Here is an 11,977-nt window from a genome sequence, read left to right on the forward strand (position 1 = left end):
TTCACGGCTGACGCTTGCGGCTGAGCAGCCCGTACTTCACCGCCAACCCGCGAAGCGAACGGCGTTTGCGCCGGACGCTTTTTATCGGCTGCGTCTGAGCACCAGCTTTCCGGTTGAACTCGAACACATCGATCACACGTTCAGCGCAGCCGCAGGCCTCGCCCAGACCAACCTTGGCGAAATAGAATTTGTCGAAACGATCCGGGCTTTGCATGGGCGACCTCCGACCCCATTCAAACCCATCTGGACGGCGCAGCCAAATCAACTCTGCGCCAGCCGAGGGTCAAAGACCGTCAACGCCTGACAAAGTCAGATTGCTCACCAGCGCCGCATAATCGCCGCGCGCTTCGGCATCTGCGCCCGCGTTCCACATATAGAACCAGTTCAACATCCCGAAAACGGACATGGTCGTGGCCCGCAGCTTGGCAGCGTCGCCCTTGAACGTGTCGGGCGCAACGCTGGCGATGATATCGCTGACAAACACCACCAGTTCGCGTTGATATCCGCGCAGCAGTTTCTGCTGTTCTTCTGGCAGCGCGGATATGCCGGTGGTCTGCACACGATGCTCATCATCCACGCCCTGATAGGCCAGCAGGATTTCCCGCAGCACGCGTTTCAGGCGTTCCGCGGGGTCCAAACCTTCAAGGTCGAGGCCGCAAATCTGATCCCGCAGCTGCCGCAGATAGCTGTCGAGCATATCGAACAGGATCGCATCCTTGCTATCGTAATAGTGATAGATATTCGCCTTCGATATCCCACATTCCCGCGCCAGCTGAGACATGGAGGCCCGATCAAACCCTTCCTGCGCAAAGACGCGCGCCGCAGATTTCAGTATGCGAGCCCGTTTGTGGTCGTGGTCTTTTGCTATCGTGCGCGCCAATGTCTGACCCTCTCTCGCTCAGCTGTCCCGATTGTCGATCACGCGCCGGGCCTTGCCCTGCGAGCGTTCGACCTCACCCGGCTCGCCTATATCGATCTCTGTCGAGATACCAACCACCTCTTTGATCCGGCGTGACAGCATCCGGGCGGCGGCAGTTTTGCTGAGTTCATCCGCCGCGTCGGGCGTGGCCTCAACATGCACGCGCATGGCGTCCATCCGGCCCGCTTTGTAAAGTTCGATCTGATAGTAGGGCGCAAGACCGCCGGTCGCCAGAACCTGTTCCTCGATCTGGCTGGGAAAGACGTTCACGCCGCGCAGGATGATCATATCGTCCGAACGTCCGGTGATCTTCTCCATCCGCCGCATCGACCGAGCGGTGCCGGGCAGCAACCGCGTCAGATCGCGCGTCCGATAGCGGATCATCGGCAGCCCCTCTTTGGTCAACGTGGTAAAGACCAGTTCACCAATTTCACCATCGGGCATGACCTCACCAGTCTCGGGGTTGATGATCTCGGGATAGAAGTGATCCTCCCAGATAACCGGGCCGTCTTTGGTTTCGACACATTCATTGGCAACACCCGGCCCCATGATCTCGGACAGGCCGTAAATGTCGACGGCATGCATGTCGAAAGCTTGTTCCACCTCGGCGCGCATGGAATCCGTCCAGGGTTCAGCGCCAAAGATGCCAACCGCCAGAGAGCTTTCGCGCGGATCGAGACCAACCTTATGATACTGCTCAAGAATATTCAGCATATAAGATGGCGTCACCATGATCCCATCGGGTTTGAAATCGGTGATCAGGTCGACCTGCTTGCCGGTCTGTCCGCCGCTCATCGGGACGACCGTGGCCCCAAGGCGTTCGATCCCGTAATGCGCGCCCAGACCGCCGGTGAACAGGCCGTAGCCATAGGCGTTGTGCACCATATCGCCCCGGCGCAACCCGCTGGCCCTCAACGACCGCGCCACCAGATCGGCCCAGTTGTCGATATCACCCTGCGTGTACCCCACGACGGTCGGCTTACCGGTTGTGCCCGATGAGGCATGGACGCGGATGATCTGTTCGCGCGGGACGGCGAACAGGCCAAACGGATAATTCTCGCGCAGGTCGTTCTTGTAGGTGAAGGGGAATCGCGCCAGATCACTCAGAGATTGCAGGTCATCAGGATGGACCCCGGCGTCATCAAACCGCTGTCGATACATGGGCACGTTGTCATAGGCATGGCGCAGCGACCACTTGAGCCGGTCCAGTTGCAGCGTGCGAATTTCGTCAATCGAGGCGATCTCGATCGGATCAAGATCCGCCTTGTTCGGAGTAAGATCCTTCATGCCATCCCTCTTCGTCTTCAGGTCTCGTCAAACACCGGGCCTTTGACCGCGCGGGAAAACCCCCGGAATTCCGCGATCTTCTGGCCGGTTTGGTTGGTTACGGTCACGTCATAGATGCCGCTGCGCCCGGTCAGGCTTTGTTCGCTCGCGCGGGCGGTCAGCAGATCGCCGGACTGTGCCGGTGCGACAAAGCTGATGACATTGTGCTGCGCCACCGTGGACTGATTGCGGCTGTTGCAGGCAAAGGCAAACGCGCTGTCGGCCAGCATGAAAGTCACTCCGCCATGGCAGATGCCATGCCCATTGCAATGGTGGTCCTGTACGGTCAGCGTCAGGGTGGCGCGGCCCTCGTCAACCTCGCCCAACTCCATCCCCGTCCATTTCGAGGCATTGTCCCGCCCCCACATGGCAGCGGCGGCTTTTTCGGCGCGTTCCTTCGGCGTCATCCTAGTTCCCCCGAAATACCGGCGCGCGTTTTTCTAGAAACGCGGTCACACCCTCGGCATAATCCGCGCTTTCGCCGCAGGTCTTCATTGCGTCGGCCTCAAGTTCCAGATGTTCGGTCAGAGTATGCGTCGCGGCAGCCTGAATCGTCTGCTTGGTCAAACCCAACCCAAGCGTTGGGCCATCGGCAAGTTGTTCGGTCAATGCGCGGGCCTCGGCCATCAGATCGGCGTCTGGGATGGCCTTCCAGATCAGCCCCCAATCGGCGGCCTGTTGCGCGGGCAAGGGTTGACCGGTCAGCGCCAACCCCTTGGCGCGCGCCTCGCCCAGCAGGCGCGGCAAGTGCCAGCTGCCACCGGTATCGGGGATCAGGCCAACCTTGGAAAACGACTGAATGAACTTGGCCGATTCGGCGGCCAGCACCACATCGCAGGCCAGCGCCAGATTTGCCCCCGCCCCCGCTGCAACGCCGTTGACGGCGCAGACAACAGGGAACTCCAGCGACCGGATCAAACGTACCAGAGGCGCATAGAAGGTGCGTACGGTGTATCCCAGATCGGGCGGACCATCCATCGTCGCGGGGTTCCGATCGCCCAAATCCTGCCCGGCACAGAACCCGCGCCCCGCACCCGTCAGCAGTACAGCGCGGGCACCACCGTCGCGCGCGGCCTCAAGCGCGGCGCGCAGGGCATAATGCATCTCATCGGTAAAGCTGTTCAGGCGATCGGGGCGATTGAGTGTGATTTCAACCCATTGCCCCATATTCTGCGAAATAATCGTATCAGACATGCCCGGTTCGCTTTGCATAAGTTACAACAAACTTCTTGCATAAACCGAACGGTTGGTCAATAAATTCTCCAAGCTTTTGTGACTCGGCGGATCGGCAAGACCATCTGCGGCCCGTTGATAGTTACAAAACGAACCAATACCAAATTCACGACTTGCGCTTTTGAGGAGGAGACCCGGTCATGAAATTCACCAAGCTCACCACCCTGTTGGCTTCGGCTACGCTGGCGGTGTCCGGCACCATCGCCTTTGCTGCCGATTATACCCTGACGATTTCCAGCTGGGCGCCGCCGACCCATGGCATCAACGCGAAGATGTGGCCCAAGTTTGTCGAGATGGTCGAAGAGGCCACCGACGGCAAAGTCACCGCAGAACTCAAGCTGGGCATCGCCCCGCCGCCCGCGCAGATGGACCTGATCATGGACGGCGCCGCCGATGCCTCGATCATCTTCCACGGCTATCAGCCGGGTCGCTTTGTCACCACCAAGCTGATCGAACTGCCGGGGTATGAAGGCTCGGCCGAAGAGGCCTCGGTCGCCTATTGGCGCGCCTATGACCAGCACCTGAAAGCTGCCGACGAACATCGCGGCGTCAAGGTCATCGCCCTGCACACCCACGGCCCCGCGCAACTGCATTCCAGCAGCCCCGTGACCTCGCTGGACGAAGTGTCAGGCCTCAAGGTCCGCATCCCCGGCGGCGTTGGCGGTGACGTTGGCGCGGCGCTTGGCGCGACCGGCATTCAGGTGCCCGCGCCCAAGGTCTATGAAACGCTGGCCTCGAAAGCCGCCGACGGTGTTGTGATGCCGTTCGAATCCCGCAAGGGCTTCAAACTGACCGAGGTGGCGCAGAACGTCTATGAACTGCCCGGCGGCCTCTATCGCGGTTCGTTTGCCTTTATCATGAACGAAGACACCTTCGCCGATCTGCCCGCAGACCTGCAGGCGGCGTTGGAAGAAAACGTATTCGGCGAACCCCTGAGCCGTGAAATCGGCAAGATCTGGGATGAGATCGACGCCACCGGACGCGAAGCCACCGAAGCCACCGAAGGCAACGCCATCAACGCGGCCAGCGACGCGGATCTCGAGAAATTCTCGACCATCGCCGAAGACATTCGTGGCAAGGTCATCGCCGAGGTTGACGCGACCGGTGTCGACGCACAGGCGGCCTATGACATGATCAAATCGGAAATGTCCTCGAACTGATCCGGCTGCGGGGCGGCTTTCTGCCGCCCTGCCCCACCATTCGCGAGTTTCCCATGACCCCGATTATTCAGCTTGTGCGCCGCGCCAGCGCCCTTCCCGTGATTGTGGCCTGCATTGCCCTGTTCATCCTGATGGTGATGACCTTTTGCGACGTCATCCTGCGCTCGGTCTTCAACGCACCGATCGAGGCAGCGACCGAGCTGACGCGCATTCTGATGGCCATTCTGGTGTTTTCGGTGCTGCCCATTGTCTCGACCACAAACGGGCATATCGCGGTTGATCTGACGGACGGGTTCTTCAACCGCCTGCACCTGTCGCGTGCCCGCGATGTGGTGATCTATGTGATCAGTGGCATCATGCTGTTCTGGCCCGTGCAACGCGTCTGGGTTCTGGCCGAACGCGCGCGGGATTATGGGGATGTGACCGAGTATCTCTCGATCCCCACCTACCTGATCGGTTGGTTCATCGCGTTGTCCGTCGCCATCACCGCGCTGGTGATGATCGCCACCGGCCTGCTGAAAGCCTTCGCCCCCAACACCCTGTCGGAGCCCCTGCAATGACCGCTGCGCTGATCGGATTTGCGATTGTCCTGATACTGGTGCTGCTGCGCCTGCCCATCGTCTTTGCCATGGGCCTCGTCGGCACGCTGGGCTTTGCCTATGAACGCGGCGGGTCGATCCTGTCCGAGCGAGGTCTCAAGGCCGCCATGTCCATGGTGGGCCGGCAGATCACCGATACCGCGCAGGATTACGGCCTGTCGGTGGTGCCGCTGTTCATTCTGATGGGCCTGTTTGTGAACAAAGGCGGCATGGCGCGCGAGCTTTATGCGGTGTCCAACGCCTTTCTCGGCCATATGCGTGGCGGCATCGCCATGGCAACCGTCGCGGCCTGCGGCGGATTCTCGGCCATTTGCGGCTCGTCGCTGGCCACGGCGGCCACCATGTCCAAGGTCGCGATGCCGCAGATGCGCCGCTATGGTTATTCCGATGAACTGTCGACCGCCTCGATTGCAGCGGGCGGCACATTGGGCATTCTTATCCCGCCTTCGGTCATTCTTGTCATCTACGGGCTGCTGACCGAAACCTCGATCGGCAAGCTGTTCATGGCGGGCATCATCCCCGGCATCCTCGGCATTCTGTTCTACCTCTTCGCCGTCCGCTGGACCGTCTGGCGCAACCCCGACTCCGGCCCAGCCGGAGAACGCGCCACATGGTCCGAACGCATCCGCGCTCTGGGCTCGGTCTGGGCAGTGCTGTTGCTATTCTTTCTGGTCATCGGTGGGCTTTACGGTGCCTTCGATTTTGAGCCCCTGAACCTGACATTCTCACCGACCGAGGCCGCAGGCATGGGCGCCGCCGGGGCCTTCCTGATCGCTCTATTCCGGGGCGGCTTGACCGTCGGGTCAACCTTCGAAGTTCTCAAAGAGACCTGCTTTACCGCTTCGGCCCTGTTCGCAGTGCTGATCGGCGCGCAAATCTTTTCGAACTTCATCAATCTGGCTGGGTTGCCTGAAGCCCTGATCGCAATGGTCACGGCCTATGATGTCGAGCCCTTTGTGGTGATCCTGATGATCCTCGGCATCTACATCATTCTGGGTTGCGTGTTCGAGTCGCTCTCGATGCTGCTGCTAACCGTCCCGATCTTCTTCCCGCTGGTCACATCGCTGGGCTATGATCCAATCTGGTTCGGCATCGTTGTTGTGGTGGTCACCGAGATCTCGCTGATCACGCCGCCCGTTGGGCTGAACGTCTTCATCCTGAAAGGGGTGGTCGGAGACGTTTCGACCGGCACTATCTTTCGCGGCGTCACCCCGTTCTGGGTCGCCGATATCTTCCGCCTCGCGCTGATCGTGCTGGTGCCCATCGTGGTTCTGTACCTGCCGCAGCAAATGGGCGCGTTGGGGCATTAGACCCCGCCTTTCACACAGGAGAACACTATGTCCCTGCATCAGATTTCCAGCTTTGCCGCAGGCCAATGGATCGCACCCGGAGACGGCGCACGCACCATCGCCTCGGCCATCACCGGCGCACCCTTTGCCAGCGCCGGAAACGTGGCGCTCGACGTGCAGGCAATGCTGGACTACGCGCGCACCTCAGGCGGCCCCGCCCTGCGCAAGCTCACATTCCACGACCGCGCCCGGATGCTGAAAGCTCTGGCGCAGGAGCTATCGGCGCATAAACAGGCACTCTACGACCTGAGTTTTGAGACCGGGGCGACGCAGAAAGACCACTTGATCGATATCGACGGCGGCATCGGCACGATGTTTGTCTTTGCCTCGAAAGGGCGGCGCGAGATGCCGGATGCGCAGGTCTATCTGGACGGCGACTCCGAGCAACTGTCGCGCAACGGTACGTTTCTGGGCCAGCACATCTGCACCCCTCTTCACGGTGTGGCGGTTCACATCAACGCCTTCAACTTCCCGGTCTGGGGGATGCTGGAGAAACTGGCCCCGACCCTGCTGGCTGGCGTCCCGGCCATCGTGAAGCCTGCCACCAACAGCTGCTATGTCACCGAACTGGCCGTGCGGATCATGCTGGACAGCGGCATTCTGCCTGCCGGCGCGCTGCAACTGGTGTCTGGCGGGCTGGGCGAGATGCTGGACCACTTGGGCTGTCAGGATGTGGTCAGCTTCACCGGCTCGGCCAGCACCGCGCTCAAGCTGCGGCAGACGCCTGCGATCCTGCAGAACTCGGTCCGGTTCGTGGCAGAACAAGACAGCCTGAACGCCTCGATCCTTGGCCCGGATGCCGCACCCGGAACGCCCGAGTTTGACCTGTTCGTCAAAGAGGTCAGCCGCGAGATGACCACCAAGGCGGGCCAGAAATGCACCGCCATCCGCCGCATCATCGCGCCCGAAGCGCAGATCGATGCAGTGATTGCCGCGCTGTCGAACCGGCTGGCAAAGATCACCATCGGCGACCCTCGGACCGAGACCACCCGCATGGGCGCGTTGGTGTCGAACGGGCAAAAGGCTGACGTGCTGGAAAAGGCCGCCCTGATCGGGCAGGAGGCCGAGCGCGTCTTCGGCAACCCCGACGCCTTCGACCTGCAAGGCCCCGAGACCGGAGCCTTCGTGCCCCCGATGCTGTTCCACTGTACCGATCCCGACAACGCCCAGCGCGTGCATGATACCGAGGCCTTCGGCCCGGTTTCGACCCTGATGGGCTATCGCGATCTGGATCATGCGGTGGCGCTTGTCAATCGCGGTCAGGGGTCGCTGGTGACGTCGCTGATCACCCATGACACCGATGTTGCCCGCGAGGTTGTGATGGGCGCGGCAGCCTATAACGGGCGGATTTACATCAACGACCGCGACTCGATGGGGGAATCGACCGGCCATGGCTCGCCGCTGCCGCATATGGTGCATGGCGGCCCGGGCCGCGCAGGCGGGGGTGAGGAACTGGGCGGCGTGCGCGGCGTGAAACACTATATGCAGCGCACCGCCATTCAGGGTTCACCCCGGATGCTCAGCAATATTGGCACCAAATGGGTACCCGGAGCACCCGAAATCAAAGGTCCGGCGCACCCCTTCACCCGTAAATTCGGCGAACTGCAGATCGGTGAGACACTGCACACCGCTCCGCGCACCATCACGCTGGACGATATCGAGCATTTCGCCCATTTCACCGGCGATACGTTCTATGCCCATATGGACGAGGACGCAGCGGCGCGAAATCCGTTCTTCCCCGGTCGCGTGGCGCATGGCTACCTGTTGCTCAGCTTCGCGGCGGGCCTGTTCGTGGAACCGAACGAGGGGCCGGTGCTGGCCAATACCGGGCTGGACGGGTTGCGCTTCATGAAGCCTGTCGTTGCCGGAGACAGCATCAAGGTGCGTCTGACCGTCAAACAGAAAACCCCGCGCAATGACGAGTATGGCGAGGTGCGCTGGCACGTGTCGCTGACCAATCAGGATAACGAACCGGTGGCGGAATATGAGCTGCTGACCATGAACGCCCGCTGAATACCTGTTTTTCTTATTGGCTCTAATGGGTTAAACTGGTCGCATGACCAATCAAAGCCCGTGGTTCGAAACGGCTGTGGCCGAACTGACGGACCCGCAGGATCAGCGGGTGTGGTCGATCATTGTCTCGCTGTTCGGCGACATGGCGCAAGAGCCCGGCGCGCAGATCTCGGGCGGGGCCTTGACCCGGATCATCGAACCGATGGGGATCAAGCCCGAAGCGATCCGTGTCGCCCTGCACCGCCTGCGCAAGGATGGCTGGATCGAAAGCGACCGAGTTGGCCGCGTCTCGCGCCATGTTCTGACCGAGTTCGGACGCACCCAATCCGCCGCCGTCACCCCCCGCATCTACGCACGGGGTCCGGCCCCGGTTGAGCACTGGCACCTGCTGATTGCAAATGATGGCGCGGGCACGCAGGTGCTTGAGGACGTGATGCTGAGCCATGATTACATCCCCGTCGGGCGCAATGTCGCTTTGGGCGCAGGCCCTGCGCCGGATCAGACGGATGGCCTGTTGGCGCTGGACATATCCCCCCGCAGCGCCCCCAAATGGGTTCAGGACAAGCTTTGTCCGCCCGAGCAGCGCGCAGCCTGTCAGGCGTTGCTAGCGGCGACCAATCGCGCCGCCCAATCAGGCCCGGATACATGGAAGCCAACCCCGCTGCAGAGCGCGACGCTGCGCACCCTGCTGGTGCACCGCTGGCGACGTGTGGTGCTGCGGCAGCCCGACCTGCCCCCGGCCTTCTATCCGCCGGACTGGGTGGGCCCCGACTGCCGCGACAATGTGTTTGGCCTGCTCGACCGGCTACCCCGCCCCTCGGCGGCAGTTCTGAGCGGGAACGCTTGACCAAAGGGCAGCCTGTTCAAACTACCCCCGCGCGCCATATCATCAATTCACCGCACAATCTGAGGGGGGAGGCAGAGATGACAACACAGACAGATATGCTGATCGTCGGAGCCGGCTTCTCGGGCCTGACGATGGCGCTTGAGGCGCGCAAGCGCGGTTTGTCGGACATCACCATTCTGGAAAAAGCTGGCGACATTGGCGGAACATGGCGTGAGAACACCTATCCCGGTGTGGCTTGCGACGTGCCCTCGCACCTCTATTCGATGGCAACACATCTGAACCCGGATTGGACCCGTGCCTATGCCGGCGGGGCCGAGATTCAGTCCTATCTGCAAGGCATCGCGCGGGATGAGGGGTTGTACGACCTCTGCCACTTCCATCAGACCCTGAAATCCGCCCATTGGGACGGCACGCGCTGGCAGGTCGAGACCGAGGATGGCCACCGCTGGTCCGCACGGTTTCTGGTCTCGGCGATTGGCGCGCTGCATGTGCCCCTCATCCCGCATATTGCCGGGGCCGACAGCTTTGCTGGCCCCAGTTTTCACTCGGCCCAATGGGACCATGACGTTGCGCTGACCGGCAAAAGGGTTGCCGTTATCGGCACCGGCGCTTCTGCCGTCCAGTTTGTCCCCGAGATCGCCAAAACGGCCGCTCGGGTCACCATCTTCCAGCGCAGCGCGCCCTATGTTCTGCCCCGCCCGGACGGACCAATCGCGCCATGGGTGCGTCGCCTGTACCGGCATCTTCCACTGTTGCCCCGCGTCCGGCGCCAGTTGATCTACATGCTGTTCGAGTTCCGCCACCGTGTCTTCCGGGGCGAGCCACGCGCCGTTGAGTTTGCCATGAAAATGTGGCGACAAGCCTTGGAGGGGGCAATCAGCGATCCCGCCCTCAAGGCCGCGCTGACGCCGGATTACGCAATCGGATGCAAACGCATCCTCAGCTCGAATGACTGGTACCCGACGCTGGCGCGCCAGAATGTGGATGTGGTGCCACATGCGGTCGCCTCGATTGATCACAACCGCATTACCGCCAGCGATGGCAGCCAGACCGAGGCCGATATTCTGGTCTGGGGTACCGGGTTCCATGTCACCGATGTGGTCGAAAACCTCGATATCACCGGAACCAGGGGCCTGACTCTGAAACAGGCCTGGTCTGATGGCATGCAGGCGAATCTTGGCACCGCGATCGCCGGTTTTCCGAATTTCTTCATCCTGCTCGGCCCGCATACAGGGCTGGGGCATAACTCGGTCGTGCTGATGATCGAGGCGCAGGTCGGCCATATCGGGCGCGTTTTGTCGGCAATGCAAAGCGACGGCCTGCGCATCATCACCCCGGCTGCCGATAAACAGGCGGCATTCACGCAAGAGATGCAGGACCGTCACGTTGAAAGCGTTTGGCAAGCGGGCGGCTGCACCTCGTGGTATCAGGACGCCGACGGGCGAAACACAACGCTCTGGCCGGGCACTGTGTCGGAATTCAGGAAACGCATGGCACGATCAGGCCTGGAACAATACCATGCCCTTAGCGAAGCAAACGGAGACCCGTGATGTCGATCCTGCTGACGATTGTTCTTCTGCTGACCGCCTTCCTTTTGGGAATGCACCTCTGGACCCGCCGCCTGACGCGGCAGGGAAGCAACATGGTCCCGCAACTGGGGCAGATCGTGCCCGTGCCCGGCGGTAGTATCCACTATGTCGAAAAAGGCGACCCGACCAATCCGACAATCGTGATGATCCATGGGCTCTCGGGTCAGTTGCAGCATTTTACATATGCTCTGATGGATGACCTTGCACAGCAGTATCACGTTCTCGCACTTGATCGTCCGGGCTGCGGGTATTCGACACGCGACGCCGCCGAATTGGCAGCGCTGCCGGAACAAGCCCGTATGATCCATGCGTTCCTCGAGACAAAAGATGTCGACCAAGCCATCTTGGTTGGCCACTCTCTCGGTGGCGCGGTGTCTCTGGCGATGGCACTGGACTATCCCGACAAAACCGCCGCCCTGGCGCTGCTGGCGCCCCTGACGCAGCCTATGCCCGCGCCGCCCGCTGTGTTCAAGCCGCTTGAAATCCGCGCCGAATGGCTGCGCAGCCTGATCGGCAACACCATCGCTGTTCCGATGGCGCGAAAAACCGCACCCATGGTGCTGAAAGAGGTCTTTGCCCCCGAACCCGCGCCCGCCGATTTTCTGGATCGTGCCGGAGGTGCGCTCGGTCTGCGCCCCTCGGCCTTCATCACCGCGTCGCAGGACGTGATCGGAGTGCAAACCAGTATGGAGGCCATAGCGCAACGCTATGGAGAGCTGAATACCCCCGGCGGTATCCTGTTTGGGACCGAAGACCCCATTCTGTCGGCTCAGACCCATGGCGCGGTAATGACGAAGTTCGGGCTGAGCTATGAGAAAATGGAACATCGCGGGCATATGATCCTCATCACCGAACCCGAGGCTTGCGCGCGCTTCATCCGCCAGATCGCGGACGCAAAACCCGCCTCGGCTGCGACGTAAAACCGGAACTGAGAAGGCGCGC

The 11,977-nt window shown here is 61.4% G+C and carries 12 protein-coding genes; 7 read left to right on the forward strand and 5 right to left on the reverse strand.

Annotated elements, in window-relative coordinates:
• Window position 1: 1 nt before the first annotated feature.
• The 5 genes from ACR0KM_RS02715 to paaG all read right to left on the reverse strand — a co-directional run bounded on the left by ACR0KM_RS02715 (window position 2) and on the right by paaG (window position 3,439).
• On the reverse strand, window positions 2-214 hold the full coding sequence (locus ACR0KM_RS02715; protein ID WP_480856697.1) for a hypothetical protein: 213 nt from the start codon (window positions 212-214) through the stop codon (window positions 2-4).
• Window positions 215-283: 69 nt separating this feature from the next.
• Window positions 284-880 carry a TetR/AcrR family transcriptional regulator gene (locus ACR0KM_RS02720; RefSeq protein ID WP_480819238.1) on the reverse strand — a complete coding sequence of 199 codons (597 nt, stop codon included), beginning with the start codon at window positions 878-880 and terminating at the stop codon, window positions 284-286.
• Window positions 881-898: 18 nt separating this feature from the next.
• Window positions 899-2,206 carry a phenylacetate--CoA ligase PaaK gene (paaK, locus tag ACR0KM_RS02725; protein WP_480856695.1) on the reverse strand — a complete coding sequence of 436 codons (1,308 nt, stop codon included), beginning with the start codon at window positions 2,204-2,206 and terminating at the stop codon, window positions 899-901.
• 17 nt (window positions 2,207-2,223) lie between these two features.
• Window positions 2,224-2,652: a hydroxyphenylacetyl-CoA thioesterase PaaI gene (gene paaI, locus ACR0KM_RS02730; protein WP_480856693.1), complete on the reverse strand. Its 429-nt coding sequence runs from the start codon at window positions 2,650-2,652 to the stop codon at window positions 2,224-2,226.
• Window position 2,653: 1 nt separating this feature from the next.
• Complete coding sequence (gene paaG / locus ACR0KM_RS02735) at window positions 2,654-3,439, reverse strand: 2-(1,2-epoxy-1,2-dihydrophenyl)acetyl-CoA isomerase PaaG (protein WP_480856691.1); 786 nt, start codon at window positions 3,437-3,439, stop codon at window positions 2,654-2,656.
• A 179-nt stretch (window positions 3,440-3,618) separates the two neighbouring features.
• On the opposite strand from paaG, the gene ACR0KM_RS02740 reads away from it, so the two are divergent.
• The 7 genes from ACR0KM_RS02740 to ACR0KM_RS02770 all read left to right on the forward strand — a co-directional run bounded on the left by ACR0KM_RS02740 (window position 3,619) and on the right by ACR0KM_RS02770 (window position 11,955).
• On the forward strand, window positions 3,619-4,638 hold the full coding sequence (locus ACR0KM_RS02740) for a TRAP transporter substrate-binding protein (RefSeq protein ID WP_480819234.1): 1,020 nt from the start codon (window positions 3,619-3,621) through the stop codon (window positions 4,636-4,638).
• Between the two features lie 53 nt (window positions 4,639-4,691).
• Window positions 4,692-5,198 (forward strand): TRAP transporter small permease, encoded by a 507-nt coding sequence (locus ACR0KM_RS02745; protein ID WP_480856689.1) that lies wholly within the window; start codon window positions 4,692-4,694, stop codon window positions 5,196-5,198.
• Window positions 5,195-6,547, forward strand: coding sequence for a TRAP transporter large permease (locus ACR0KM_RS02750; RefSeq protein WP_480856687.1), 1,353 nt, complete (start codon window positions 5,195-5,197; stop codon window positions 6,545-6,547). Before ACR0KM_RS02745 ends, ACR0KM_RS02750 begins: the two co-directional genes overlap by 4 nt.
• A 27-nt stretch (window positions 6,548-6,574) precedes the next feature.
• The gene (gene paaZ / locus ACR0KM_RS02755; RefSeq protein ID WP_480856685.1) at window positions 6,575-8,599 is read left to right on the forward strand and encodes a phenylacetic acid degradation bifunctional protein PaaZ; all 2,025 of its coding nucleotides are present in this window, start codon (window positions 6,575-6,577) and stop codon (window positions 8,597-8,599) included.
• A gap of 43 nt (window positions 8,600-8,642) precedes the next feature.
• A complete protein-coding gene (locus ACR0KM_RS02760; protein WP_480856684.1) occupies window positions 8,643-9,446 on the forward strand; it encodes a PaaX family transcriptional regulator C-terminal domain-containing protein in 804 nt (267 codons plus the stop codon).
• A 77-nt stretch (window positions 9,447-9,523) separates the two neighbouring features.
• Window positions 9,524-10,996, forward strand: a complete 1,473-nt coding sequence (locus ACR0KM_RS02765; RefSeq protein WP_480856682.1) for a flavin-containing monooxygenase — start codon at window positions 9,524-9,526, stop codon at window positions 10,994-10,996.
• Entirely contained in the window at window positions 10,996-11,955 is a 960-nt protein-coding gene (locus ACR0KM_RS02770; RefSeq protein ID WP_480856680.1) for an alpha/beta fold hydrolase, read from the forward strand. The genes ACR0KM_RS02765 and ACR0KM_RS02770 overlap by 1 nt, the downstream gene beginning before the upstream one ends.
• Window positions 11,956-11,977 lie beyond the last annotated feature (22 nt).

The organism is Ruegeria sp. G10, from assembly GCF_056533645.1.

Excerpts from the sequence above, each read along its gene's own strand:
- ACR0KM_RS02715 (WP_480856697.1), bottom strand. The coding sequence starts at position 214 with ATGCAAAGCCCGGATCGTTTCGACAAATTCTATTTCGCCAAGGTTGGT.
- paaK (WP_480856695.1), bottom strand. The coding sequence starts at position 2,206 with ATGAAGGATCTTACTCCGAACAAGGCGGATCTTGATCCGATCGAGATC.
- paaI (WP_480856693.1), bottom strand. The coding sequence starts at position 2,652 with ATGACGCCGAAGGAACGCGCCGAAAAAGCCGCCGCTGCCATGTGGGGG.
- paaG (WP_480856691.1), bottom strand. The coding sequence starts at position 3,439 with ATGTCTGATACGATTATTTCGCAGAATATGGGGCAATGGGTTGAAATC.
- ACR0KM_RS02740 (WP_480819234.1), top strand. The coding sequence starts at position 3,619 with ATGAAATTCACCAAGCTCACCACCCTGTTGGCTTCGGCTACGCTGGCG.
- ACR0KM_RS02745 (WP_480856689.1), top strand. The coding sequence starts at position 4,692 with ATGACCCCGATTATTCAGCTTGTGCGCCGCGCCAGCGCCCTTCCCGTG.
- ACR0KM_RS02750 (WP_480856687.1), top strand. The coding sequence starts at position 5,195 with ATGACCGCTGCGCTGATCGGATTTGCGATTGTCCTGATACTGGTGCTG.
- paaZ (WP_480856685.1), top strand. The coding sequence starts at position 6,575 with ATGTCCCTGCATCAGATTTCCAGCTTTGCCGCAGGCCAATGGATCGCA.
- ACR0KM_RS02760 (WP_480856684.1), top strand. The coding sequence starts at position 8,643 with ATGACCAATCAAAGCCCGTGGTTCGAAACGGCTGTGGCCGAACTGACG.
- ACR0KM_RS02765 (WP_480856682.1), top strand. The coding sequence starts at position 9,524 with ATGACAACACAGACAGATATGCTGATCGTCGGAGCCGGCTTCTCGGGC.
- ACR0KM_RS02770 (WP_480856680.1), top strand. The coding sequence starts at position 10,996 with ATGTCGATCCTGCTGACGATTGTTCTTCTGCTGACCGCCTTCCTTTTG.